The sequence below is a fragment of the Jatrophihabitans sp. genome, from assembly GCA_036389035.1.
In the GTDB taxonomy this organism is placed as follows: Bacteria; Actinomycetota; Actinomycetes; order Mycobacteriales; family Jatrophihabitantaceae; genus Jatrophihabitans_A.
In genome coordinates this window covers 74,567-101,533 of record DASVQQ010000001.1, presented here as the reverse complement: position 1 = coordinate 101,533, position 26,967 = coordinate 74,567, and the positions used below count along the sequence as shown (strand labels likewise).

Annotated in this window: 15 protein-coding genes; 11 read left to right on the top strand and 4 right to left on the bottom strand. The window is 70.3% G+C overall.

What is annotated here, in order from left to right; all coding sequences use genetic code 11:
* Positions 1-15: 15 nt before the first annotated feature.
* From VF557_00450 to VF557_00440, 3 genes are read left to right on the top strand one after another with little or no spacing between them, the layout of a single operon-like run.
* Complete coding sequence (locus VF557_00450) at positions 16-4,791, top strand: SDR family NAD(P)-dependent oxidoreductase (protein HEX8078656.1); 4,776 nt, start codon at positions 16-18, stop codon at positions 4,789-4,791.
* Positions 4,788-8,774 carry an SDR family NAD(P)-dependent oxidoreductase gene (locus VF557_00445; protein HEX8078655.1) on the top strand — a complete coding sequence of 1,329 codons (3,987 nt, stop codon included), beginning with the start codon at positions 4,788-4,790 and terminating at the stop codon, positions 8,772-8,774. The genes VF557_00450 and VF557_00445 overlap by 4 nt, the downstream gene beginning before the upstream one ends.
* The gene (locus tag VF557_00440; GenBank protein HEX8078654.1) at positions 8,761-9,921 is read left to right on the top strand and encodes an acyl-CoA dehydrogenase family protein; all 1,161 of its coding nucleotides are present in this window, start codon (positions 8,761-8,763) and stop codon (positions 9,919-9,921) included. Before VF557_00445 ends, VF557_00440 begins: the two co-directional genes overlap by 14 nt.
* A 124-nt stretch (positions 9,922-10,045) precedes the next feature.
* Here the strand turns inward: VF557_00440 and VF557_00435 are convergent, their stop codons facing one another.
* Positions 10,046-10,570 (bottom strand): hypothetical protein, encoded by a 525-nt coding sequence (locus tag VF557_00435; GenBank protein HEX8078653.1) that lies wholly within the window; start codon positions 10,568-10,570, stop codon positions 10,046-10,048.
* A 292-nt stretch (positions 10,571-10,862) separates the two neighbouring features.
* Here VF557_00435 and VF557_00430 point away from each other — a divergent pair, with 292 nt between their 5' ends.
* Entirely contained in the window at positions 10,863-11,426 is a 564-nt protein-coding gene (locus VF557_00430; GenBank protein ID HEX8078652.1) for a DoxX family protein, read from the top strand.
* A 12-nt stretch (positions 11,427-11,438) separates the two neighbouring features.
* On the opposite strand, the gene VF557_00425 is transcribed toward VF557_00430, so the two are convergent.
* Positions 11,439-13,859: a helix-turn-helix domain-containing protein gene (locus tag VF557_00425; GenBank protein HEX8078651.1), complete on the bottom strand. Its 2,421-nt coding sequence runs from the start codon at positions 13,857-13,859 to the stop codon at positions 11,439-11,441.
* 201 nt (positions 13,860-14,060) lie between these two features.
* On the opposite strand from VF557_00425, the gene VF557_00420 reads away from it, so the two are divergent.
* From VF557_00420 to VF557_00410, 3 genes are read left to right on the top strand one after another with little or no spacing between them, the layout of a single operon-like run.
* Positions 14,061-14,618 (top strand): hypothetical protein, encoded by a 558-nt coding sequence (locus VF557_00420; GenBank protein ID HEX8078650.1) that lies wholly within the window; start codon positions 14,061-14,063, stop codon positions 14,616-14,618.
* Positions 14,618-15,106: a hypothetical protein gene (locus VF557_00415; protein ID HEX8078649.1), complete on the top strand. Its 489-nt coding sequence runs from the start codon at positions 14,618-14,620 to the stop codon at positions 15,104-15,106. The genes VF557_00420 and VF557_00415 overlap by 1 nt, the downstream gene beginning before the upstream one ends.
* A gap of 38 nt (positions 15,107-15,144) precedes the next feature.
* A complete protein-coding gene (locus VF557_00410) occupies positions 15,145-15,729 on the top strand; it encodes a hypothetical protein (GenBank protein HEX8078648.1) in 585 nt (194 codons plus the stop codon).
* Positions 15,730-15,784: 55 nt separating this feature from the next.
* Here VF557_00410 and VF557_00405 read toward each other — a convergent pair whose 3' ends face one another.
* A complete protein-coding gene (locus tag VF557_00405; GenBank protein HEX8078647.1) occupies positions 15,785-17,404 on the bottom strand; it encodes a DNA polymerase ligase N-terminal domain-containing protein in 1,620 nt (539 codons plus the stop codon).
* A 90-nt stretch (positions 17,405-17,494) separates the two neighbouring features.
* On the opposite strand from VF557_00405, the gene VF557_00400 reads away from it, so the two are divergent.
* Complete coding sequence (locus tag VF557_00400; GenBank protein HEX8078646.1) at positions 17,495-18,292, top strand: putative protein N(5)-glutamine methyltransferase; 798 nt, start codon at positions 17,495-17,497, stop codon at positions 18,290-18,292.
* Positions 18,293-18,582: 290 nt separating this feature from the next.
* Positions 18,583-21,075 (top strand): fibronectin type III domain-containing protein, encoded by a 2,493-nt coding sequence (locus VF557_00395; protein ID HEX8078645.1) that lies wholly within the window; start codon positions 18,583-18,585, stop codon positions 21,073-21,075.
* Between the two features lie 97 nt (positions 21,076-21,172).
* Here VF557_00395 and VF557_00390 read toward each other — a convergent pair whose 3' ends face one another.
* The gene (locus VF557_00390; GenBank protein ID HEX8078644.1) at positions 21,173-22,243 is read right to left on the bottom strand and encodes a glycoside hydrolase family 43 protein; all 1,071 of its coding nucleotides are present in this window, start codon (positions 22,241-22,243) and stop codon (positions 21,173-21,175) included.
* 332 nt (positions 22,244-22,575) lie between these two features.
* Between VF557_00390 and VF557_00385 the strand changes: the two genes are divergently transcribed.
* Both VF557_00385 and VF557_00380 read left to right on the top strand, forming a co-directional pair.
* On the top strand, positions 22,576-25,749 hold the full coding sequence (locus tag VF557_00385; GenBank protein HEX8078643.1) for a S8 family serine peptidase: 3,174 nt from the start codon (positions 22,576-22,578) through the stop codon (positions 25,747-25,749).
* Positions 25,750-26,054: 305 nt separating this feature from the next.
* Positions 26,055-26,963: a TIGR03621 family F420-dependent LLM class oxidoreductase gene (locus VF557_00380; GenBank protein HEX8078642.1), complete on the top strand. Its 909-nt coding sequence runs from the start codon at positions 26,055-26,057 to the stop codon at positions 26,961-26,963.
* The last annotated feature ends 4 nt before the right edge of the window (positions 26,964-26,967 follow it).

Genomic DNA, 26,967 nt, shown 5'->3' with positions numbered 1-26,967 from the left:
TAGGGGCCGTGTTCCATGGAGCAGCACACCGTTCACACCGACGCGATGCCGTCGCCCCGTGAGCCAGAGATCGCGATCATCGGGATGTCCGGGCGATTTCCCGGAGCCGATGACGTCCACGACTTCTGGCGCAACATCAGCAACGGGGTCGAGTCGTTCACCCAGTTCACCGACGAGGACCTGCTGCTGGCCGGCGAGGACCCCAAGGTCTTCAACAACCCCGACTACGTGCGCTCGCGCCCGATCCTCAATGACATCCGGGGCTTCGACGCCAGCTTCTTCGGCGTCAGCCCCCGCGAGGCCACCCTCGCCGACCCGCAGCAGCTGATCTTCACCGAGTGCGTCTGGGAGGCGCTGGAGGCATCGGGTTACGGCACCCCGGAAGGCCGCGGCACCGTAGGGGTGTTCGCCGGCATGAACATCAGCACCTACCTGCTCACCCGGCCCAACGCCTTCCAGCTCAGCGTGGAGATCGACGGCCTGATGGCCGGCAACGACAAGGACGCGCTGGCCACCAACGTCTCCTACCGGCTGGACCTCAGAGGTCCCAGCCTGACGGTGCAGACGTTCTGCTCCACCTCGCTGGTCGCGGTGCACCTGGCCTGCGCGAGCCTGCGCCGCGAGGAATGCGACGTGGCCCTGGCCGGCGGCGTGTCGATCCGGGTTCCGGACCGGACCGGTTACCTCTACCACGAGGGCAACCAGGCATCGCCTGACGGGCACGTGCGGACCTTCGACGCCGACGCGCACGGCAGCATGTTCGGCGACGGGGTGGCCGTGGTGGCGCTCAAGCGCCTGGACCAGGCGATCGCCGACCACGACACCGTGCTGGCCGTCATCCGGGGCTCGGCCATCAACAACGACGGCGCCCTGAAGTTCAGCTACCAGGCGCCCAGCCTGGACGGCCAGCGCCGGTGCGTCACCTCGGCCATCGCCAACGCCGGCGTGCGCCCGTCCGACATCTCCTACGTCGAGGCGCACGGCACCGCGACCGAGGTGGGGGACCCGATGGAGGTCGCCGCCCTGACCAGCGCCTTCGGAGCCACCGCTGACAAGCAGTACTGCCTGCTCGGATCGGTGAAGCCCAACGTCGGCCACCTGGACCGGGCCTCCGGTGTCACCGGCCTGATCAAGGTGGTGCAGTCGTTGCAGCACGAGCTGATCCCGGGCACGTTGAACTTCCAGACCCCCAATCCGGAGATCGACTTCGACAACAGCCCGTTCCGGGTCACCGCCCAGCCCACCGCCTGGCCGCGCACCGCTGAGCGTCCCCGGGTCGCCGGGCTGAGCTCGCTGGGCACCGGCGGCACCAACGCGCACGCGATCATCACCGAGAGCCCGACCAGCCCGGTACGCGCGACGCGGTCCCGGCGCTGGCAGGTGCTGCCCATCTCGGCCCGCTCGGCCGCCGCGCTCGAGCAGGCCCGCGACCGGCTCGCCCAGCGCCTGGAAGGTTCTTCTGACCTCGACCTCGGCGATGTCGCCTACACCCTGCAGGTGGGGCGCAAGGTCTTCAGCCACCGCAAGGTGCTGCTCGCCGACACGGTCACCGGCGCGGTCACCGGCCTGGGCGATCCCACCCGGCTGCTCGGCCGGGTCGACGGCACCGCCGGGCGCAAGGTCGGCCTGCTGATCGCCGGAGTCGGCGAGCAGTACCCCGGCATGGTCGCGCAGCTGTACGCCGATGAGCCCGAGTTCCGCGCCGAGGTCGACGAGTGCGTCGCAATCCTGGGCCTCACCAACCCTGCCCAGCTGTCCGACGTCTTCACCGACAGCGCCCAGCCCAGCGGCGCCGGTGACCTGGCCAGGATGCTGGGCCGCGAGGGCCCGCAGGCCGCCCGGCAGCCCACCCCCGACGCCCACCTGATCCAGCCGGCGGTCTTCGTCGCCGAGTACGCCCTGGCACGCCAGCTGATGCGCTGGGGCCTGCAGCCGGAGCTGATGCTCGGCTACAGCCTGGGGGAGTACGTCGCAGCCTGCCTGTCCGGCGTGCTGTCCCTGCCGGACGCGCTGAGCCTGGTCGCCTACCGGGCCAAGCTGATCGCCTCGCTCCCCGAGGGCGCGATGCTAGCCGTGGCCGCCGACGAGGTCCGGTTGCGGGCCGTGCTGGGCAGCGGCTTCGACGAGCTGGACGTGGCGATCCGCACCGGCTCGCAACTCGTGCTCGCCGGCCCGATCGAGGCGGTGGACGCCGCCGCGCAGAAGCTGCTCACGGCTGAGATCAGCTGCCAGCGACTGCAGACCAGCCACGCCTTCCACTCCCGGATGCTGGCTCCGGCCGCGGCCGAACTGGTCGGCTGGATCGCCGACAACATCACCCTCAACGCCCCTCGCATCGACTACCTCAGCAACGTGACCGGTCAGCTGGCGACCGAGGCCCTGGTCACCGATCCGGAGTACTGGGCCAAGCACATGTGCCAGACGGTCGAGTTCGGCGCCGGGCTGGCCAACCTGCTGGCCGCCGGCGAGTTCGCGCTGGTCGAGATCGGACCCGGTCAGACCCTCGGCGCGCTGACCCGCGGCCACCCGGACTGCAAGCAGAGCCAGTGGCCGCTGATCCTGCGCACGCTGCCGGGCGCCGCTGATCGCGGAAACTCGCTGCTCAGCCTGACCGAGGCGGTCGCCCGGCTGTGGCTGACCGGCGTGCCGATCGACTGGGCGAGCCTGCACGGGATCGGGCAGAAGGGCAGCGAGGCGGCCGAGCTCTGGCAGCCCGGCCGGGTGCCGCTGCCGACCTACCCGTTCGAGCACCAGGACCACTGGCTGGAGGCCGAGCCCACCACCGGACCCACCGCCGCCGGACCGAACTTCGACGCCGATGACGCGGTCAGCGTGCTCAACGCGCTGCCGCTGCTGCCCGACACCGAGTGGATCAGCGTGCCGCTCTGGCGGCAGAGCACTCCTCGACCGCCGCGTGCCGAGGCGGCTCGCTGGCTGGTCTTCACCGACGACGGCGTCGCCGACGCCATCGCCGACACCCTTCGCAAACAACTGGAAAGCACCGGGGCGCAGGTGGTCTTCGCCCGCCCCGGCGAGCGGTTCTCGGTGAGCGGCGACGGCATCGTGCTGCGTCCGGGCTCGCCGCAGGACGCCACCGCGGCCTTGCTGCACCTGACCGAGTCCCAGCTCGCGCCGCAGCACGTGGTGCACCTGTGGACGGCGCAGGACGGCGAGGCCGGCGGCCCTGACGCCACCGCGCGCACCCTGGAGCGGGGCCTGCACACGCTGGTCGCGTTCGCCCGGGCTGCCGGTGACATCGGCCTGGAGCCCTGGCTGCTCGACGTGGTCAGCATCGGCAGCCACCGGGTGCTGCCCGGCGACGAGGTGCTGCCCGAGCGCGCCACCGTGCTGGGCCCGTGCCGGCTGATCCCGGTGGAGTACCCGAAGGTGCAGACCCGGCTGATCGACATCGACCTGGCGACGGCCACCAGCTCGCCGGTGGCCCTGCTGGCCGAGCTGCGCGCCGAGCCGGCCGACCAGGTGGTGGCCCTGCGCGGCGGGCGCCGCTGGGTGCCGGAGTACGAGGTGCTCGACGCCGCCAGCGCCACCGACCCGGCGGCCGCGGTCCGCGTCCGGCAGGGTGGCAGCTACCTGGTCACCGGTGGCCTCGGCGGTATCGGCCTGGCCATGGCAGAGCGGCTGGCCGCGGATTACCAGGCCCGCCTGGTGCTGCTGGGCCGCACGCCGGTGCCGCCGCAGGAGCAGTGGTCGGCGATCCTGGCGTCCCCGAACACCGCGGCCGAGGTCCGCCGCCGGCTGGAAGGCCTGCAGCGACTGCACAGCTACGGGGTCGAGGTGATCACCGTCGCCGGTGACGTCTCCAACCTCGCCGACGTCAAGGGCGCGGTGGACGCCGCTGTCCAGCGGTTCGGCCGGCTCGACGGCGTGCTGCACTGCGCCGGCGTTCCGGCAGCCGGGCTGATGCAGTTCAAGACCGCCTCCGACATCGCCAAGGTGCTGGCCCCCAAGGTGGCCGGCTCGCTGGCCATCGCCGAAGCCGTGCGAGGGCTTTCACTCGACTTCATCGCGCTGTTCTCCTCCACGACGTCGGTCACCGGTGGCGGCGCGGGTCAGGTCGACTACTGCGCTGCCAATGCCTACCTCGACGCCTTCGCCCAGAGCGAGCCGATCCCGGGCTGCCTGGTGAGCGCGATCGACTGGGGCGAGTGGACCTGGAACGGCTGGACCACCGGCCTGGAGAACTACGACGAGGGATCCATCCAGTTCTTCCAGGACTACCGGGCCAGGTTCGGGGTCTCCTTCGACGACGGCTGGCAGACGCTGCAGCGGGTGCTGGCCGCCGGTCAGACCCACGTGGTGATCTCCACCCAGGACTTCCCGACCCTGGTCAAGATGAGCCGGCGGTCCTCGATCGCCAGCCACTCCGCCACGGTGAAGAAGGCCCGGGACGCCCTCGGCCGCTCGCCCCGTCCGGAGCTCTCCACCTCCTACGTCGAACCGCAGTCCGTGGCCGAGCAGGCGATCGCCGGGGTCTGGGGCGAGGCCCTGGGCCTGGAGCAGGTCGGCGTGCACGACAACTTCTTCGAGCTCGGCGGCAACTCACTGATCGGCATGGAGATCATCGCCGAGGTGCGCAAGGCGTTGGAGATCGCCTACCTGCCGCCGCACCTGCTCTACGAGGCGCCCACCGTGGCGGCGCTGGCGGCAGCCGCGACCGCCGGACAAGAAACCGATGACCAGCAAGACCCACAGGCCACGCAGGCCGATGACCAGCAGAGGTCTCGGATCGAGCAGCGGCGCAGCACGCTTCGGAGCAGGAGAATGCCATGACGGAAACGGACTACAGCTCGGCGATCGCACTCATCGGGATGTCCGGCCGGTTCCCCGGCGCGCGCAGCGTCGATGAGCTCTGGCGCAACGTCCTCGCCGGAGTTCCGGGCTTGCGCGAGTTCAGCCACGAGGAGCTGACCGCGGCCGGCATCGATCCCGGCCAACTGGCCGACCCGCGCTACGTCCGGGTCGGTGGCTCGGTCAGTGACGCCGACCTCTTCGACGCCGCGGTCTTCGGGATCAACCCGCGCGAGGCCGAGACGATGGACCCGCAGCACCGGCTGTTCCTGGAGTGCTCCTGGGAGGCGATCGAGAGCGCCGGCTACTGCCCGACCGGCACGCCCGGCCAGGTGGCGGTCTTCGGTGGCTGCGGCTTTCCGGACTACATCGTGCAGAACATGGAGGCGCTGGCCTCCGAGCCCGGCGGCGCGTTGCTGCTGGCGGTAGGCAACGAGCGTGACTCGCTGGCCTCGCTGGTCTCCTACAAGCTCGGCCTGCGCGGCCCGGCGATAGCGGTGCAGACGTTCTGCTCCACCTCGATGGTGGCCGTGCACCTGGCCTGCCAGAGCCTGCTCACCTACGAGTGCGACATCGCGGTGGCCGGCGGCGCCTACATCCCGCTGCCCCAGCCCTCGGGCTACCTCTACGTGCAGGGCGGCATCACCTCGCCGGACGGCATCGTCCGCAGCCTGGACTCCGAAGCCAACGGCACCGTGATGGGCAGCGGCGTCGGAGCCGTCACCCTCAAGCGGATGTCGGAGGCGCTCGCCGACGGCGACATCATCCACGCGGTGATCCTCGGCTCGGCGGTCAACAACGACGGCCGGGTCAGGGCCGGTTACACCGCGCCCGGGGTCGAGGGCGAGGCCGAGGTGATGGAGCTGGCGATGGGCGTCGCCGGGGTGAAGCCCGACACCATCGGTTACGTCGAGTGCCACGCCACCGGAACCACCCTGGGTGACTCGATCGAGCTGTCCGCCCTGAACCGGGCCTTCGCCCTCGATCGCGAATCCCCTTGCGTGCTCGGCACCCTCAAGCCCAGCATCGGCCACCTGGACCGCGCCTCGGGCGTCACCGGGCTGATGCGCGCGGCGTTGAACGTCAAGCACGGCGTGCTGCCGGCCACTCCCAACTACCAGAGCCCGAACCCGGCGCTGGCCACCGCCCAGGACCGGTTCACGGTGCTCACCGAGCACCAGGCGTGGCCTGAGGGAGCGCATCCCCGCCGCGCCGGCGTCAACTCCTTCGGCCTGGGCGGCACGAACGCCCACGTCATCCTGGAGGAGCCGCCGACCCGGCCGGCTCGCCCGCACCGGGACGGGCCGCACCTGCTGACCTTCTCAGGGCTGGAGGACAAGGCGCTCAACGAGATCGGCGAGAACCTGCGCCAGTACCTGATAGCCAATCCGGACGCCGACCTCGCCGACGTGGCGTACACGCTGCAGGTCTCGCGCGGGGCGTTCGCGCTGCGCCGGGCCGTGGTGTGCCAGGACAGCGCCGACGCCCTGGAGGCACTCGCCGACTCGACCCGCTGGATCGAGGGCAAGACCCAGCGGCGCAACCCGAAGGTGCGGCTGCAGGCCGGCGACTCCCAGCCCGAGGGTTGGTGGGCCGAGCTGGCCTCGGTCGCCGACCGGCTGCGAGGCGCCGCCGGCGACAGCGCGGTTGACCGCGACAGCGCGCTCGGCAAGCTCGCCGCCGCGCTGACCGGCCTGGGCGTTCGACTGACCCAGGACGAGGCCGAGGACTCCGGCACGGTCGAGGAGGTGCTGGTCGCTCCCAGCAATGACGGCGAGTCAGCCGCCGGGTGGCTGCTGGCCACCCTTGCCCGGCTGTGGCAGGCCGGCAGCAGCATCGACTGGCCGACGCTGCACCAGGGCGAAGGGCGCCGCCTCGAGCTGCCCACCTATGCCTTCCAGCGCCGGCGGTACTGGGTCGAGACCAAGACCAAGGTCGAGATCCCGAACGTCTGGTGGTCAGCTCCCACCACCCTGACCCGGAGTTTCGACCGCTCGCAGTGGACCTATCAGCCCACCTGGCAGTTGCAGCCACGACGGGTCGCCAACCTCGACGAGCAGCTGCGGCTGGCCGGACCCTGGTTGGTGCTGTCGGCAGAGGCCCGGGGCGAGGCGCTGATCCAGCGGCTGGAGGCCGCCGGCGCCGAGGTGACCGCGGTCCGTCCGGGCCAGAGCTTCGAGCGCGACGACGCCGGCAACGTGCGGATCGCGCTGGACGCCCCGCAGGACATGGCCGAGCTGATCAGCTCGCTGCTGGTAAGCCCCCGGGTCATCGTGCACGGGTTCAGCCTGGCCAGCTCCGAGGCCGATCCGGCCGATCCGATCGGGCACTTCGAGGCCGAGCAGGAGCGCGGATTCCACTCGGCGCTCTCGCTGGCCCGCCAGCTCGTGGACGACAGCGGCACCGCGCCGCGCACCGAACTGGTGCTGCTGACCTCAGGAGCGGTCGGTGTGCTCGGCTCGGACCTGCTGCACCCCGAGCACTCCAGCCTGGCAGCGCTGGCTCCCAGCCTCGCGCAGGAGAACCCCCGGCTGCGCAGCCGGTGCATCGACGTCGACGAGGCGCCTCGGCTCAACGCCGGCGCCCTGGTCCGGATGGCCGATGAGGTGCTGGCCGCGACGGTGACCGCCCACGAGGGCCCGGTCGCTGTCCGGGCCGGCCAGACCTGGCTGCGTCGCTATCAGCCGCTGCCGCTGGAGGAGCCGACAGAGCTCGACGCCCCGGTCGGCGAGGGTGACACCGTGCTGATCACCGGCGGTCTCGGCGACGTCGGCCTGGTGATCGGGCGGCACCTGGCAAGCCGCTACCACTGCAACCTGGTGCTGACGGCGCGCTCGCCGCTGCCGCCGCGCGAGCAGTGGCAGCAGTTCCTGGCAGAGGTGCCCGAGGGCGGCGAGCGAACAGCCCGCCACATCACCAGCATTCTCGATCTGGAAGAGCGCGGCGCGCAGGTGATCGCCATGTCGGCCGATGTCGCCGACCGCGACCAGATGCAGGCCGTCGTCGACGCCGCGGTCGAGCGCTTCGGCCGGATCGACGTGGTGGTGCACGGCGCCGGCGTGCAGGACGGCCGGTTCTTCAACTTCGCCCACCTGTCCGACCGGGCCAGCTGCGACGCTCATTTCGCCGCCAAGGTCACCGGCTTCCACGTGCTGCAGCAGGTGCTGGGCGACCAGGCGCTGGACCGGCGGATCACCATGTCCTCGCTGGCCGCCGTGCTCGGTGGCATGACGCTCGGGCCCTACGCCTCGGCCAACGCCGCGCTGGACGCCTACTGCCAGGTGGCCCGGGCCTCCGACGCCGGGCGCTGGATCACGATCGACTGGGACACCTGGAACATCGACCCGGACCGGTTGAAGGGGCACAGCCAGGGCGTCACCGACTACGCGATGGTGCCCGCCGAGGCACTCGACGTGTTCGAGCGCACCCTGGCGGCCGGCGCGCATGTCGGCCAGCTGGTCATCTCCACCGGCCCGCTGGGCACCCGGCTGGACAAGTGGGTCACCGGAGACCTGCACGGCGGTGACGACGACGCGGTGGCCGATGACCGCGAGCGCTACCCGCGTCCGGAGCTCGACACCCCGTTCACAGCGCCGCGGGAAGGCACCGAGGCCACCCTCGCCGAGATCTGGTCGCGGGCCCTGGGCATCGAGCCGATCGGCGCCGACGACAACTTCTTCGAGCTCGGCGGCCACTCGCTGATCGCCATCGATCTCACCGCCCGGATCCGCAAGGCGCTCAACGCCGCCATCCCGGTCACCGGACTGCTGGAGTGCCCCACCGTCCGGCAACTCGCCCAGCTGATCGACTCACCGCCGGCGCCGGCGACCGATCAGGCGCCAGCGGCTGATGAGGCACCGTCGGCTGATGAGGCACCGTCGGCTGATCAGGCACCGGTGACCGGTCAGGCGCCGTCGGCCGAGCTCGGGAGCAATGACAGGGCGGACTCAGATGAGAGCGCCTGAGTACGTCCGCACCGTCCAGTCCTTCGCCCGCCGCGAGCTGATCGGGCAGGAGCAGCAGTTGGATTCCCGGGCGCTGCCGCCCGAGGTGCTCTACCAGCGCTTCGCCGAGACCGGGCTCGGCAACTGGTGGGTGCCCAAGGAGTACGGCGGCCTCGGCTTCGGCCTGCAGGAGAGCGTCAAGATCGTCACCGAGCTGGCCTACGGCGACGCCGGCGCGGCGTTCACGCTCTTCATCCCGGTGCTCACCACGAGCATGCTGGGCTGGTACGGCAGTGACGAGCTCAAGGACGCCCACCTGAACAGGATGGTCGCCGAGAACGGTTGCGCCGCCACGCTGGGCAGCGAGCACGCGGCCGGCAGCGAGCTGGCCCGGATCACCACCACCGTGCGTCGCGAGGGTGACAGCCTTGTCCTCAACGGGAAGAAGGCATTCTCCACCGACGCCGACTTCGCGCAGTTCCTCATCGTGCTGGCCAGGGTGGAGGGCAGCACCTCGGAGTTCCTGACCGTGCTGGTGCCGCGCGAGACCGCGGGGATCACCGTCGACAAGCGCTGGGACATGATCGGCCTGCGCTCCTCGGGGACCTACCAGATCAGCCTCACCGACTGCCGGGTGCCGGCCGGCAACGCGTTGAAGGGAAACGGCCTGCGATTGCTGGAGGTCGGCCTGAACGCCAGCCGGATCCTGATTGCCAGCACCGCGCTGGGCATCGCCCGCCGGGTGCGCGACGTCTGCATGGATTACGCCAAGACCAAGTCAGTCAAGGGCGCGCCACTGGCCAACAACCCGGTTTTCGCCGCCAAACTCGGCCAGTTCGAGATGCTGATCGAGGTGATGACCAACCAGTGCGAGGCGGCGGCCCGTGACTATGACGCGATCGCGAGCCGGCCGGACGCCGGTGAGGAGTTCCTGCGGGTGGGCACCCTGAAGTCGGCGCTGACCACCAAGATGTTCTGCGGGCAGACCGGCTGGCAGATCGCCTCAGCCGCTTCGGAGATGTTCGGCGGCCTCGGCTACACCCATGAGGCGGTCATCGGCAAGCTGGTGCGCGACGTGCGGTACGTGTCCATCGTGGAAGCCGGCGACGACGTGCTGCGCGATCTGATGTTCAACCGCTACGTGGTGCCGGTGTCCAAGCGTTCCTGACCGGCTGGCGACCGGTCAGCGGTCATCGCCGACCGGTCGGCCAGCCGGGCTGTGCCTGGCCGGGGGAGCCTTTCCCGTGGGGAGCCCTGTGCCGCGGGCCGAGCTTCGTGCCCCCGGGGCCGGGCTAGGAGAGGCTTAGCCTGCGGGTCAGCCCGCCCAGCACCGCGTGCGGCCGCTGCTGCTCACCCGCGTAGGCGCTGATCAGGACGAGCACGCCGGTAAGCGCCGGAACCGCCCACTGCAACGCGGCAAGCTGCTTCTGGGCGGCGGCCACCTCGGCCGGGGTGCCGGCGGTCGGCGTGGTGGCGTCAGAGGCCGGCACCGCGTGGTACTGCGAGACCTTGCGACCAAGAATCCGGGAGTAGCCGGTGGCAGCCAGCGCCGCGGCGGTCACTCCGGTCTTGATCATCGACATGGTGGCCACGCCCTGCTGGGCGGCCAACCGGTCGCTGTTGCTCACCAGCTGACCGACGCTGCCGATCAGGTGCGCGCCGATCGCGGCGGCGTTCACCGGCGTCCAGCGGTCCCAACCGGCATTGGCCACCGCGCCGGCCGAGCTGGCGTCGCCCGCCTCGCCGGCGGCGCGATTGAGGGCTACCGCGTTGGCCAGCGTGCCGCCGAACCAGGCCGCCAGACCGACGTCATGCATCGAGCGCGTAACAGTGTTGAAGAGCACAGGAACTCCAAGGAGGAGGAAGCGATGCGCACCTCGCGGCGCACGCCGGATCGCTGTTGATCCGCGGGGACCAAGGGCCCGTGATCCCACCGTAACTTCCGGGGGCTGCCCCCACAAACGTCCCCGGTCGCCGTGGAACCGCCCGCGCAGACCGTAGACAGCCGCCCGCAAGGCGGTAACGTGGGCAGGACCGGTGAGAGGTGAGTCACCCCGCCGCCCCTGTGAACAGCACTGGGACCCCTCGAAGCGACACGGGAGTACGAGCATGAGTGTGGGACGACTGGCGGCGCGTGCGGTCCTAGGTGGTCTGTTCATCGGCCACGGCACCCAGAAACTGTTCGGCTGGTTCGGCGGCCCGGGCCGCAGCGGCACCGAGGGGATGATGGAGTCCCTGCAGATGCGTCCGGCCAAGCTGCACGCCACCCTGGCCGGGGTCACCGAGACCGCCGGCGGCGCCATGCTGGTGGCCGGCCTGGGCACCCCGCTGGCGGCGGCCGGCCTGACCGGCGTGATGACCACCGCGATCAGCAAGGTCCACCTGCCCAACGGGCCCTGGGTGGCCAATGGGGGCTGGGAGTACAACGCGGTGATCATCGGCGCGCTGACCGCGCTGGTCGAGACCGGACCTGGAGCCCTGTCCTTGGACCACTACCTCGGCAGGGAGCGCAAGGGCACCCTGTGGGCGCTCACCGCGCTGGCTGCCGGGGTCGGCACGGCCTTCGCCACCATGGCTGCCGGCCAGCGGGGCACGCCCGATCCGGTGCTGGCCGTCGCCGCGCCGGTCGCGGCCGAGGACACCGCGGGCGATCCCAGCACCGTGGGCGCCTGAGCGCTCGCACCGTCACAGGTGGGCGGTGAACACCTGCTCCACCGCCGCCGTGGTCGGCAGGTTCTGCCCCCGGCGCAGTGCCTGCTCGAACGCCTCGCCGATGGCCAGCCTGCCCTGCGCGATGGTCCGGTCCTTCAGCTCCAGGTCGGGCAGGTAGTAGTTGTAGCCGCTGCCGAAGGAGCCGGCGAGGGTGGACTGGGCCGCTCCCATCAGCAGCGCCGCGCGTTCCCATCGGCCCGCCTGCCCCTCCACCACGGCGAGCGCGTCCAGGAAGTAAGCGATGTTGGCCCGGTCACCGGTCTCCTGTGACAGCGCCACGCCTTCGCGCAGCAGCTCAGCGGCGGAATCGAGCTGGCCGGCTGCGGTGGCGGCCTGGGCCAGGTTGTACAGCGCGATGTAGCTGACCAGCCGATCCGCTCGCTTGCGCGCCAAGGCCAGACCGCGCTCGAACAGCCCGGTCGCGGTCACCGCATCGCCGCGGACCAGCCGGACGGTGCCCAACCAGACCAGCACGAGCGAGTGCAGCCAGTCCGCGGCGGCCTGCTCGGCGATCCGCAGCGCGTCTTGGAGGAAGGCCTCGGCGCGGTCCAGGTCACCGGTCGCCAGTGGCACCAGGCCGAGGCCCGCGACGGCGTTGGCCTGCATGCCGAGGTCACCGGTACGCCGGGACAGCTCCCAGGCCTCCTGCCAGCGCGCCCGGGCGGTCTCATAGTCGCTCTGGACGTAACTCAGGCAGGCGGCGGCCGTCGCGGCGCGAGCCCGGACGTCGTCGCTCAACTGCTCCCGCAACGCCGCCTCGACCCATTCCTGGCCCTGCTGGTCACCGCCGCGCATCCACCAGGCCAACCACATCGACCAGCACATCCGGGCCGCGGTGTCGGCATCGCCGGCATCCAGCGAGTGCGAGATGGCACGCCTGATGTTGTCGTCCTCGCGCTCGAGCCGGCCCAGCCACTCGACCTGGGCGCCGGTCTGCAACGCCGGGCCGGCTTCTTCGACCAGCGCCAGGTAGTACTGCGCGTGGGCGGCCAGCACGGCCGGCCGGTCGGCCTCGCCCAGCAGCGACTCGGCGTACTGGCGGATGGGCTCGAGCATGCCGTAGCGGACCCGGCTCTGGGCGTCGCGCTCGACCGTGACGAAGGAGTGCTCGACCAGGCTGCGCAATGCGGGCAGCACCTCCCGCGGTGCCAGCTTGCCCGCCGCGACCGCCTCGGCGGCGTCGAGGCCGAAGCCACCGGCAAACGCGGCCAGCCTGGGCAGCAGCGCCTGGGCAGCCGGGTCGAGCAGCTGGTAGCTCCAGTCCAGAGTCGTGCGCAGCCCGCGCTGGCGAGCCGGCAGATCCCGGGTCCACCCGGTGGACAGCGCCTGGTCCAGGCGCTGCAACAGGTCCGCCGGCGACAGCAGCGTCAGGTTCGCGGCGGCCAGTTCCAGGGCCAGCGGCAGGCCCGCCAGCCGCCAGCAGATCGCGGCGACGTCGCCGGCGGTGGTCTCGGTCAGCTCGAAGGACGGCAGGACTGCCCTGGCCCGGGCGAGGAAGAGCTCGCCGGCCGGCGAGGCGCTGACCTCTGCCGGGACGGCTGCCTGCGTCGAGGGCGGCAGGCTCAGCGGGGGAACGCCGCGCTCCTGCTCACCGCGCACCCGAAGCGCCGCCCGGCTGGTGACCAGCACGCTGACGCCGGGAGCGCCGGCGAGCAGGGTGGTCACGGTCGGGGCGGCGTCGAGCAGCTGCTCGAAGTTGTCCAGCACCAGCAACAGCTCCAACGTCCGGAGCTGCTCGACCAGCGCGGCGGCCGCGGCCTCGGGGTCCGAGGTCGCCGAGCCCAGTTCTCGCAGACCCAGTTCCCGCGCGATGGCCGCCGGCACCGCCGCCGGGTCAGACACCGGCGCCAGCGGCACGAACGCCACCCCGTCGGCGAAATTCGGCGCGGCGCGCTCGGCCACCTCGACAGCCAGCCTGGTCTTGCCCACGCCGCCGGGGCCGGTCAGGCTGAGCAGCCGGCAGTCGCGCCGGGTGATGATCTCCAGGACGTCGGCCAGCTCGGCGTCGCGGCCCACCAGCGGCGTCAAGGGGGCCGGCAGGCCGCGCGCCGGCGACGCCGCCTCGCCCGCCTGATCACCGGCCTCGGCCTGATCACCGGTTCGGGTCTGGCCGCCGGTTCGGGTCTGGCCGTCGTCGCCGGAGCCGTTGCTCCGCAACGGCGCGATCAGCCAGTCCCGCTCGGAGTCCGACAGCCGCAACGCCTCGGCCAGGCTGCGCACGGTGTGCGGGTGCGGGCGCCGGCGGGTGCCGCGCTCGAGCGCGCTGACGCCGTTCGTGCTCAGCCCGGCCTGCTCGGCAAGGTCGTCCTGAGTGAGTTGCGCTGCCTGGCGCAGGATCCGCAGCCGTTCACCGAACGAGCTGACGGCTGCGGAGGACTCAGGGCGGGTCAGCACGAAATCCATCCTAGGAACCAAGGTCATGTAATGGGTCGGCTACTTCCTGCAACAGCCCTTTGCGCCACGGCACATTCCTGGCACAGCGCATCCGGAGTAACACAAGGCGGTTTGTGTGGGCAGTGTGCGGGTACTGAGCGTTCCGCATCGGCGCCCGCCCACGCAGGCTGGGAGACGACTTCAGCGGCCAAGGAGCGAGCAGTGACCATGACGGCACGGCAGGCGGTGTACATCCCGGACGACCTGGCGGGTACCGCCACGCCTTGGGGCGATGTGGTCACCGAGGTGCTTGCCGCGTCCCTGTCCGCTGGCGCCCTGTGCTGCCTGTCCGTCCGGCTGTCCACCGCCACGAATCGTCCGGCCTACGTGCACCATCGCTGCGACGAGGCGGTCTACGTCCTCAGCGGCCCCGTCACCATCACCGTCGGCGAGCGGCGGCTGGCCGGCCTGGAGCTGGGCGCCTGCGTCTACATCCCCAGGGGGCTGAGCAGGTCGTTCAGCACCGACAGCGCCGGCGCCCGTCTGCTGATCGTCCAGACACCGGCCGAGGAGCTGGACGAGGCGCTGGCTGCCCTGGCGCACGACACCGGCCTGGACCGCTCCGGCGGCCCCTTCCAGCCGTCGGCCCAGCTCATCCAGGCACTGGGCGCCAGTGGCGTAGAACTCATTTTCCAGCCGGAGCGTCCGGCGACCAGTGAGCCAACACCCCTTGTGACGCAAGGATGTCAACCCACCAGAGAGGAACCGAGAATCCCATGATGAAGCGAGCAGCACTAGCCGCTGTGGCCACCGCGGGCGCGGTGCTGGGCCTGGCGGCCCCCGCGGCGGCGGCGCCTGCCCAGAACACCCAGCCCGAGATCGCCTGGGTCAACGACAACGTCTTCCTGTCGGCCGACGGCAGCAGCGCGACGGTGCTGGGCAAGTACCGCTGCTCGGGCGGGCAGCCCGGCACCCACCTGTGGGTGTCGGTCAAGCAGGGGCCCGGCATCGACGCCGAGCACACCACCAGCAACTACGCCAGCGCCTGGTACGACACGAACTACTACTTCGGGCAGGACCCGGCGGGCATGACGCTGGACTGTGACGGGCGCTGGCACGTCAGCCGCATCACCGTCAAGCCCGTGTTCGGGACGCTGGACGCAGGCTCGGCCTACATCCAGTGGTGCGTCTACGACAGCCTCGGCGGTGACGCCGCGCAGAACCAGTTCAGCACCGTCAAGATCAACCACGGATCTCACGGCAGCTGAGCGAGCCCGATCCGCTTCGCAGAAAAGGGAAATCTGACATGAGACGTCTGGCCCGTACGGCGCTGGCGTCGGCAGCCGGCCTGGCGATGCTGGCCGGCCTCGACGGAGTCGCCTACGCCGAAGACCCGATCCTGGTGGCTCAGCACGGCAGCCACTCGGTCTACCTGGTCACCGGTGAGCAGTACATCACCGGGAATCCCCAGTCGTACTGGGACTTCGTTCCGCTGGACGGGATGTGCGGCTTCGCGGGCAGCGCGCTGACGCTGGCGAACATGGACGAGGTGTTCGGCATCCAGACCAAGACTCGGGGTGCGCAGGCGGGCTCGTTCACCGGCATCGGCAAGATCCTGAACGAGACGTTCACGCTGCGACAGCTGGCCGCGGACGGGACGGTGCTGCGCACCTTCACCGGCACCGGCACCGAACTGGCCCAGATGCGAGGCACCGGCGAGGCGGGGCAGCAGGCCGATGTCAGTGTCAACCTCCGGGTGTCCTTCCGGGGTTCGGCCGAGGACGGGACGAAGATCGCTTTCACCATCACGGCGCGGATGCGCACGGCCGCGGATGGCTCCCACCGGCCCGAGCGGTTCGACGCAGCCGTGACCAGCTGCCGGCTGAGCTGAGCCCGAGGCAGCCCGCACGGCCCGGGCGAACGGGGGCGCCCGGGCCGTGGGGCTGCTAGCCGAGCACCGGCAGCTGCTGATCGGCGTTGAGCAGCGGGCGGAACAGGTCGCCCTGCTCGGCGATGCGTTGCGGAACCGTCCGCATCGCGAAGCCGTCCGGTCTGAGGTCCGGGTCGTCGAGCTCGTCCCAGCTGATCGGCATCGACACCGGCGCTCCGGGCGCCGGGCGGGCGCTGTACGGCGCGACCAGCGTCTTGTTGATCGCGTTCTGGGTGTAGTCCAGTCGCGCCTTGCCGGCCCGCTCGCGCACCTCCCACTTCCAGCTCAGCAGCTCCGGCACGACCGCGCCGACGGTCTTGGACAGCTGCTCCACCCACCGCCTGGTGTCGGAGAAGCGGGGACCGCGGCTGATCGGCACCCAGATCTGGATGCCGCGGCGACCGGTGACCTTGGGACAGGCCCGCACCCGCAGGTGCTCGAAGGCGGTGCGGTGCAGCCGGGCGAGCACCAGCACGTCCTGCCACGACGTCGAGTCGCCGGGGTCGATGTCGATCAGGGCGTAAGTGGGCTGGCGCGGCTGGTCGGTGAGCGAGGTCCAGGCATGCCATTCCAGCGCGCCGAAGTTGGCCGCCCAGACCAGGGCGGCCGGTTCGTTGACCACCAGGTAGGTGCGCGAGTCGCCCTGGTCGGCCTCCGGGTTCTCCCACCTGGGCAGCCAGCCGGCGGCGTGAGCGGGCAACTCCTTGTGCCAGAAGCCCTTGCTGTCGGCGCCGTTGGGAAAGCGGTGCATGTTCAACGCCCGACCGGCCAGGTAGGGCAACGCGACCGGCGCGATCTGAGCCGAGTACCGCAGGAACTCGCGTTTGGTGATGGGCTCGTGGTCGGTCGAACCCGGGAAAAGCACCTTGTCGAGATTGGTGACTCTCAGCTCGCGGCCGAAGATCTGCCACTGCCCGGCGGCGGGCAGGTCATCCAGGGCCGCCAGCTCGTCCGGGCTCGGCCGCTCGACCTCGGCGCCCGTCACGCCCTTCAGCGCGATGGAGGCCTCGCCGGCCGGCAGGTCCGAGCGCCACATCCGGTCCGGGTCGGCCAGCACCTCGTCGTTGGTGCGGCCGCTCAGCACCGAACGCGGGTGCTCCTCGGCGTCCCAGCCAGGAACCGCGAACTCGTCGTGCTTGTGCAGCAGCAGCCACTGCTCCTTGCCCCCGGAGTCCTGCCTGGTCCGCACCAGGACGAAGCGGCCGCGCAGCTTCTCACCGTGCAGCTCGGCGTGCAGCTCGCCGGCCGCCACTGCCGCGGCAGGGTCGGCCTCGCCCGGCTCCCAGGTGCCGGCGTCCCAGACGATGACGTCGCCGCCGCCGTACTCACCGGACGGGATCACGCCTTCGAAGTCGATGTATTCGATCGGGTGGTCCTCGACATGAAAGGCCGCGCGCCGGGCGGCGGGGTCCAGGGTCGGGCCTTTGGGCACCGCCCAGCTCGCCAGCACCCCGTCGATCTCGAACCGCACGTCGTAGTGCAACCGGCGGGCCCGATGGCGCTGCACCACGAACCGGGGCGCCGCGGCCCCGGCGGCGCCAGCGGCGTCACCGGACGGTTCGGAGGTGCGGCTGAAGTCGCGCTTGCGCCGGTAGGCAGTCAGCTTCTCGGCAGCCGGTGCTGAGGTGCGAGCCATGAGGTCGAGTCAAGTACCTCAGCACCTGATACCGCAAACGTCCTCAGCTGCTGGCCGATCCCGTCGCCGGGTGCGAGGTAGATTAACGCGATGTCAGCCTCGGCAGATCCGCTGTCCGCGGCCACCGACGCCCTGCGGGCCGCCGGGTGCGTCTTCGCCGAAGAAGAGGCGCGCCTGCTGCTGGACGCGGCCCGGACACCGGAGGACCTTGCCGGCCTGATCCGCGAGCGGTCCGCCGGCCGGCCGCTGGAAGTCCTGCTGGGGTGGGTGGAATTCCGCGGCGTGCGGGTGGCGGTGGACCCCGGCGTGTTCGTGCCTCGCCAGCGGACCGCGTTCCTGGTTCAGCTGGCCGTCGCGCGCGCCCGGACCGGTGCCGTCGTGCTCGACCTGTGCTGCGGCACCGGCGCCCTCGGCCTGGCGATCGCGACGGTGCTGGGGCGGTTGGAGTTGCACGCCAGCGACCTCGATCCGGCCGCGGTCCGCTGTGCCCGCCGCAACCTGGCGCCGGTGGGCGGCCGGGTGTACGCCGGTGACCTCTACCAGCCGTTGCCGACCACGCTGCGCGGCCGGGTCGAGGTGCTGGTCGTCAACGCGCCCTACGTGCCCACCGACGCCATCGCGCTGATGCCGGCCGAAGCGCGCGAGCACGAGCCCCGGCTGGCGCTGGACGGCGGTCCGGACGGCGTCGACGTCCAGCGGCGGGTGGCGGCCGGCGCCCGCGAGTGGCTGGCGCCGGGCGGCAGCCTGCTGATCGAGACCAGCCGGCGCCAGGCCGTCCACACCGCCGAGGCCGTCACCGGCGCCGGGCTCGACGCGCGAGTCCTGGAGTCAGCGGCGTTGCAGTGCACCGTGGTGGTCGCAACTGACGATGAGAACAGCGCCCTCTGATCCGTATTCACCTCGTGAGAACCGTCCCCTACCCTTGGAACACGCCCGCGGTGGCTCAAGCGAACCCAGTGGTGACGGGGAGTAAGCCCTTTCTGTGTAAAGGTCAAGCCAGCTTGACAGGCCTGCTCGGGCAAAGTCAGGATCGGTGGGTTGGGATGTGCGCTGAAGCCTGCGCGAACCATATTCGCGGCGCGAACAGACGCGCTACGCGGTACTACGGGGGAACTAACTTGTTGTCTTCATTTCGTGCTGCCGCCGTTACCCGGCCCGCCAGGTCGCGCCGCTGGTCGGTGCGGGCCGGTGTCGTGCTGGCCGCGGTGAGTTCGATCGCCGCCTCGACGTTCCTGGCCGCGCCGTCGGCGTCGGCGCACAGCTCGACGCTGATGCGCTATCCGTACCTGACCGACCTGACGACGACTTCGGTGCAGGTCACCTTCGACACCAGCGTCAAGGTGGCCAGCGCCGCCAACGCGGTCCAGTGGGGGACGCCCAGCGGCACCACCGGCTGCACGCTGACCTCGAAGTCGGTGACCAGCTCCAACAACACGGTGAACGCTCCGATCACGGTGGCCGGCGTAGTGGAGTACCAGACCTCGATCCGGATCACCGGCCTGACCGCCGGCGCCACCTACTGCTACCGGATCTTCACCGGCGGCTCGGCGCCGGTCGACCTGCTGGAGACCGACGTCGCGCCGCGTTTCACCACGATGGGCCACAGCGGTGAGTTCAGTTTCGCCGTGCTGGGGGACTGGGGCGACAACAGCATCGCCGGCGGGCTGAACCAGAAGAACGTCGACGCGCAGCTCGCCAAGAGCGGCGTTAAGTTCGCCGTCTCCACCGGCGACATCGCTTACCAGAACGGCAGCCAGGACAACTACGGAAACCTGGTGGCGACCGGCCCCGGCGTGAGCCAGGTCTTCGGGGCCGACTACTGGAAGGCGCCCGGCGCGTCGATCCCGCTGTTCGCGACCAGCGGCAATCACGGTCGCAACGCCATCTTCCTGAGCACCTGGAAGCAGGCGGCGACGGTCGCGGCCTCCAACGGCAAGTACGTGATGGAGACCTACTCCGGAATCGACGACACCAACCCCGCCAGCTACCCCTCGGTCTGGTACGCCTTCAACTCCGGCGGCGCCCGCTTCTACATCCTCAACGCCGACTGGAGCAGCAGCAACGTCGGCACCGCGCCCGGCGGCGCCTACCAGGTCGACCGGGACTACCACTGGCAGACCACCAGCCCCGAGTACCAGTGGCTCAAGGCCGATCTGGAGGCGAACACCAACAGCGTCAAATTCGCCTTCTTCCACTACCCGCTGCGTGCCGACAGCGCCACCGAGGGCAGCGACGTCTACCTGCAGAACGACCCGAACACCCCGACCTCGATCGACTCGCTCGAGGGACTGCTGGCCAACAACGGGGTCGACCTGGCCTTCAACGGCCACGCCCACATCTACCAGCGCAACTATGCCCCGCCCGGTGGCGTGACCAGCTACGTCACCGGCGGGGGCGGCGCCAAGGTCGCGCCGGTCAGCGGATGCGACACCACCGACGCCTACGCGATCGGCTGGTCCAACAGCAGCGCCTCGGGCAGCCGGTGCGGCGCGGCGGAAAGGCCCACCTCGGACGCGCAGGTCTATCACTTCCTCAAGGTCACCGTGAACGGCGCCACCGTGACCGTCACGCCGACCGACTCCACCGGCGCCCCGTTCGACCCGGTGACCTACAACTTCACCCGCAACACCACGGCGCCGGCGGCTCCCACCGGGCTGGCGGCCGCCACGTCGGGCACCGCGGTCCGGCTGACCTGGACGGCCAGCGCCAGCAGCGACTCCAGTGCCCAGGACATCTACCGCAACGGCCGGTGGCTGGCCACCGTCGGGCCGAACGTGACCTCCTACAGCGACGCGGCGCCGGTGGCCGGAGCCAGCTACACCGTCCGGGCGCACGACCTGCTCGGCAACCAGTCCGGTGACAGCGCGCCGGCCACCGTGCCGGGCGGCACGACAGACACCACACCTCCGAGCGCGCCCGGCAACCTGACAGCCACCGCTACCGGACCCACCTCGGTGAACCTGAGCTGGACCGCGAGCTCGGACAACGTCGGCGTGACCGGCTACGAGGTCTACCGCAACTCCGCCAGCACCCCGCTGGCGACCCTGAGCGCCGGCGCCACCAGCTACACCGACACCACGGCGGCCGCTGAGCAGACCTACACCTACACGGTCAGGGCCAAGGACGCGGCCGGCAACGGCGCCAGCGCCACCTCGGCGCCGGTGACCACGCCGCCCGCCACCAGCGGCGCCACCGCGACGGCCATGGCCAGTGACGACGTGACGATCGCCCAGTCGACCCCGACCACGCAGCCCAGCGCCACCGCCACCCGGGTCAGCGCCGACGGCAGTCCGGTCACCGACGCGGTGCTGCAGTTCAAGCCCGTCCTGCCGGCCGGCTGCACCACGGTGACCAAGGTGCAGCTGAGCCTGACCGTAGGCAGCGGCACGGACAACGGATCGGTCAAGGGCGGTGACTTCTACCTCACCGACAACCGCTCCTGGGCACAGGCGGCGGTGAACTGGAACACCGCGCCGCCGCGGGTGGGCTCTGCCATCCACGTCCAGGGGGCGGTGGCCCTCAGCCAGACCATCACGATCGACCTGACCGGCAAGGTCGACGTCACCCAGCCGTTCACCATCCGGGTGGGCAACACCAGCGGGGACGCGGCGGCGTACTACTCCAAGGAAGGCTCGGCCACCCTCGGCCCGCGCCTGAGCGTGACCTGCTGAGCTCGTTCGGAGGGGTGAGCTGAGCGAAACGGACCGGCGCGGGTAGGCCTTCGGGCCGCCTGCGCCGGCCTTTCGCATAGAACCGGTGGGTCTGGTGTCAGTCCGGTGGCGCCACGCTCGGCTGCCCGTTGCGCCACTCCAACCGCTCCATCCAGAGCTGGCGGCCCGGAATGGTGGAGCCGATGGCGTCGGGCGGCCAGGCGTGGAAGAACATCACGCTGGAGCCGTCGGGCAGGTCGAGCACGAAGTTGTGCCCGGGGCCGGCCGCCGCCGGAGCCGTGCTCAGCAGGGGTTCGGCAGACCGGTCGACGCACGGGCCGGTCGGGCTCTGGCAGCTGGCATAGCCGACGGCGTACTTGTCCGAGCCGTAGTCGTTGGCCGAGTAGAACAAGAAGTACCGGCCGTCGTGGACGACCATCTCGGGCGCCTCGATGAGGTTGCCGTGCCAGGGCTTGGTGTTGGACAGCAGGGCCACCGGGGCGCCGCGCAGGCTGGCCGCGTCCGGGCTCAGCTGCTGCACCCACAGCCGCACCGGCTGCCCGCAGCAGTTGCCGTCGTTCTTCCAGTACAGGTACAGGGCGCCGTCGGCGGCCCGGATCGGGTTGGGGTCGATCGAGCCGCCCAGCTCGGCCTGGCAGACCAGGGGGGCCCGGCTGTCATCGACGAACGGCCCGCCGGGCTTGTCGGACCGGGCCCGGCCGATGCACTGCTTGCCCGACTTCTGGTCCTGCTCGGTGTAATACAGGACGTAGGCGCCCCCGACCGCCAGCACCTCCGGCGCCCAGGTCTTTCCGCCGGTGGCCCAGCTGCCCAGTTGCGGCAGGGCGTCGGGCGCCTGGCTCCAGCTCACCAGGTCGGGCGAGGTGAGCACCTGGATGTTCGAGCCGCCGCCCTGGGTGGCGTAGGCGTAGTACTGCGAGCCCACCCGAAGCACCGCGGGGTCGGGAAAGTCCTGGTCATACACCGGGTTCTCATACGAGCGCCCCAGCACCTTGTTGTTGTCGCCGGCCGCCGTGCCCGACCCGGACGGCGCCTCTGATGCGCTGGACTGCGTCCCGCCCGGCGACGGCGACCGTGGCTCCTCGCTGCCCCCGCAGGCCACGGTCAGGACCGCCGCGGCCAGCACCGCGGCACCCGTCTGAAATCGCCGGTGAGCAGCTCGTCGCATTCTCCGCACGGGCTCGCCTTTCGTCTAAAGATCTTTTACCACCGATTTGTACAACGATGTACAGCAGGCGATAAGGGCGCTGTGACATCGCTGATCTCTGATAGTGGCCGATGCCGGCGGCTGAGCGCCAGACCCCGCACTCACAGCTGCCACGTTCCAGTGGCACCGGTGTGACGTACTTCGCATAGGATGTTTAGTGGACGTATACGATTGCATCTTGACCTTATGCATCCGGCATGACTGAATTAGCACTGTCACCCCAACTCCCCCCCAACCTTTACAAGGTGGATTGCATGCATATTTCGCGTGGTTCGAGGGCTCGCCGTAGCACGGTGGCCCTCACAGCGCTCGGCGCACTCGTCGCCGCCGGCGTCTCCGCACCGTCGGCCTTCAGCGCCCCCGGCGCTCCGGCCGGCTCGGCCAAGCACTCCCAGCTCGGCAAGCACGACCGGGAACTGCTGGCCACCGCAACGGCCAAGGGCGCGTCCACGGTGACGCTGCTGATCGCCGCGGCGCCCGGCAAGAACAACGCTGTCATCAGCGGCCTGAAGTCCCTCGGCGCTGTGATCCGCAAGGCTGACGGCGACGTCAGCTACATCCGCGCCGACGTGCCGACCGCCAAGGCGGAGGCCGCGGCCAACCTGGCGGGCATCGTGGCGGCGGACCTGGACGAGATCGTCCCGCTGGACGACCCGATCCCGGCCGGCGCTGAGGACCCCACCCCGCAGGCGCCCCCGAACGCGACCACTCCGCGCGACAACCCCTACATGCCTGTCGGTGAGACCGGCGCGGCCGCCTTCACCGCGGCCAACCCGACCTGGGACGGCCGGGGCACCACCATCGGCATCCTCGACACCGGCATCGACCTAGACCACCCCGCGCTGTCGACCACCACGACCGGCGAGCGCAAGATCACCGACTGGGTGACCGCGACAGACCCGTTCACCGACAACGACCCGACCTGGCTGAACATGGCCGCCCAGGTCAGCGGCCCGGCGTTCACCTTCGGGGGCGTCAACTACACCGCGCCGGCCGGCGCCTACCGGACCGCCACCTTCGTCGAGGGTGACTCCCGCCTCGGTGGCGAGGTCGGCAGCGACGTCAACCGCGACGGCGACACCACCGACAAGTTCGGCGTGCTGTGGGACACCACCGCCAACACCGTGCGCGTCGACAGCAACCAGAACAACAACTTCAGCGACGACGCGGCGATGACCAACTACGCCACGAAGTTCGACGTCGGCCACTTCGGTGTCGACAACCCGGCCACGCCGATCCAGGAGACGATGCCGTTCGTCGTGCAGATCGACGGCCAGAACAAGTACGTCAACATCGGCATCGTGTCCGGCTTGCACGGCAGCCACGTCGCGGGCATCACCGCCGCCAACAAGATGTTCGGCGGCGCCATGTCCGGTGCGGCCCCCGGCGCGAAGCTCAAGAGCGTCCGGGTCTGCATGTTCACCACCGGCTGCACCAACCACGCCCTCATCGAGGGCATGACGTTCATCGCCAAGCAGGGCAACGTCGACGTGATCAACATGTCGATCGGCGGGCTGCCGGCGCTCAACGACGGCAACAACACCCGGGCGGTCCTCTACAACCGCCTGATCGAGCAGTACAACGTGCAGATCTTCATCTCGGCCGGCAACAACGGCTCAGGCATCAACACCATCGGCGACCCGTCCGCGGCCTCCGATGTGGTGTCCGTCGGCTCCTACATCAGCAAGGCGACCTGGCAGAAGAACTACGGTTCGGACTCCAGCCACGTCGACAACATGCACGGCTTCTCCTCCCGTGGCCCCCGTGAAGACGGTGGCTTCAAGCCCGAGATCATCGCTCCCGGAGCGGCGGTCTCGACCGTCCCGATGTGGCAGGCGCCCTCTCCGCTGGCCGGCACGTACCCGCTGCCCACCGGCTACGGCATGGCCAACGGAACCTCGATGGCCGCACCCCAGTCAGCCGGCGCCGCGGCGCTGCTGGTGAGCGCGGCCAAGCAGTCCGGCGTGCAGAGCCAGCCGGCTCAGCTCCGTCAGGCCATCACCTCCTCAGCCCGCTACATTCCGCGTTACGGCGCCTTCGAGCAGGGCAACGGCCTGTTCAACGTCCCCGCCGCGTGGAACCTGCTCAAGACCAACATCAAGCCGGTGACGATCACCTCTTCGGTTCCGGTCAACACCGTCCTCTCGGGCTTCCTGGCGACGCCGGGTCGCGGCGAGGGCATCTATGACCGTGAAGGGGTCAAGGCTGGCGACAACTACGTCCGGACCTACACCTTCACCCGCACCTCCGGCGCAGGCGGAGCCCAGAGCTTCAACCTGAGCTGGGTCGGCAACGACGGCACCTTCAGCACCGCGGCGACCTCGATCTCGCTGCCGCTGAACTCGCCGGTCACGCTGGCGGTCAACGTCAACCCGACCAGTGCCGGCGCGCACTCGGCGATCCTGAACCTCGACGACCCGTCGACGGCCGGTATCGACGGGCAGACGCTGAACACCGTTGTCGCGGCGGAGCAGTTCTCCGCGGCGAACAACTACTCGATCGCGCACTCGGGCACGATCGGTCGCAACCAGGTCACCAGCTACTTCTTCAACGTCCCGGCCAACACGCCGGCGCTGAAGGTGGACCTGGTGGGTGGCGGCGACACTCCGGGAGCCGGGCAGATCCGCTTCCTGCGGTTCCACCCGTACGGGGTCGCCCTTGACGCCAACTCCTCGTTGAGCTGCTACAACCCCTCGTCCGGCAGCTGCGTCGGCTCGCCGACCAGCCGTACGACGAGCAACCCCTTCGCCGGTGTCTGGGAGGTCACGATCGAGGCTCGGCGTACTTCCGATGCCGAGAACGCGCCGTACACCCTGACCACCTCGATCCTGGGCGCGACCGTCTCGCCCAACCCCGACACCATCGCGTCGGCCACGATCGGGACTCCGGTGGCTCGCAGCTACACGCTGAAGAACATCTTCGGTGAGTTCACCGGCCGGGCGGTCGGCACCGCGCTGGGCAGCGCCCGGATCGAGAAGCCGACCATCGCCAACCTGGCCTCGCAGCAGCGCCAGCTGACGGTGGCCCCGGGCTCCACCTCACTGCGGGCCACCATCGGTGGCACCAGTGACCCGGGGGCTGACCTCGACCTGTACGTCTACAACTGCACGACTGGCAGCTGCGTGCTGGCCGGCCAGGCAGCGGACGGCGACAGCGAGGAATCGGTCACCATCGCCAACCCGGCGGCCGGCACCTGGGTCACCCTGGTTGACGGCTTCGCGGTGCCGGCAGGCTCCACCACGTTCAACTACGTCGACGTCTTCGCCAACCCGGCCTACGGGACGGTGTCGGTGACCGACGCGAACGCGGTGCGGCCGGCCAACGCCAGCTGGACGGTTCCGGGATCGGTGACCGCGAACGCGGCTCCGGCTTCGGGCCGGGCGTTGCTGGGCACGGTTGACGTGCGCACCAACGGCAACGTGCTGGTCGGCTCCGGCGACGTGATCGTGCAGAGCGTCACCCCGTAACAGCCAATACGCACAACGACAAGGCCCCGCCGGAGCGATCCGGCGGGGCCTTCTCGCGTTTGCGATCAGCGCCCCCTGGCGGGATTTCTTCCTTGAACCATAGACATCTTGTCCTGAAGCGGTAATCTGCCTGTCTACGTGCTGACGAGCACGTGAGGCAGAGACCATTACCGCCAGCGGGCAGCTGGCTGTCGCAGGCGAACTCCCCGACCGGGCAGCGAAGCTCCGGTTCGTTACTCCAACCTGATGAGGTGTGTGTTGAGCGACTTCGACTTCTCCGACGCAATCACGCGGCTGGTGCGATCATGACGGCGTTGAACAAGCCCGCGGCCGAACGGGACTTCCGGTTCGGGTTCACCCTTGCCACCCCTCGCGGTCGGCAAGAACTCGTCGACACCTGCCAGCGTGCCGAGGCTTACGGCTTTGACGTGGCGGTCGGCGTGGACCATCTGGGGCCCAGCCGCACGTCACCGTTCCTGGCGTCGATGGCTGCCGCTTACTCGTGTGAGCGGATGCACGTCGGCACCTACGTGTTGGACGTCGGGTTCTGGCATCCCTGGTTCTTGGCGCGTGAGATCGCCACGGCCCAGCGGCTGACCGACAGCCGGCTGGAGGTCGGGATCGGAACGGGCCTGATCAAATCCCAATTCGACGAGTCCGGCATCGAGTGGCAGCCGTTCCAGCAGCGTTACGAGCGGGTGCGAACCACGATCGAGAAGGTCGAGGAACTGCTGGTCCTGGAAGAGGGCGTGACCTCACCGCCGTGGCTGATCGGCTCCGGCGGCGAGCGAATGGTGGGACTGGCCGCCGAGAAGGCGGACATCGCGAGCTTCGCGGGCCGGTTGCAGGTATCCGGACAGCCCCCTGCCACCTTGCGCCTCACCACCGCCGAGGAGACCCAGCAAGCGGTCGACTACTTCTGCTCCAAGGCAGGGGATCGGGTGGATCAGATCGAGCGCAACGCCTTCATCCTGGGCGTCGAGGTGACCGACAACCGGCGGCAGGCGGCCGAGAACGCCATGGAGGACTTCGGCCCCTACCTGACGATGGAGCAGATGCTGGAGTGCCCGTTCCTGCTGATGGGCACCGAAGAGGAGATCGCCCGTCAGATCCTGGAAAGCCGCGAGCGTTATGGCTTCTCCTACTTCAGCGTTCAGCGTCCGCACATGGAGGTTCTGGGTCCCATCATCAAGCGGGTACGCAGCCTCGTCTGATGTC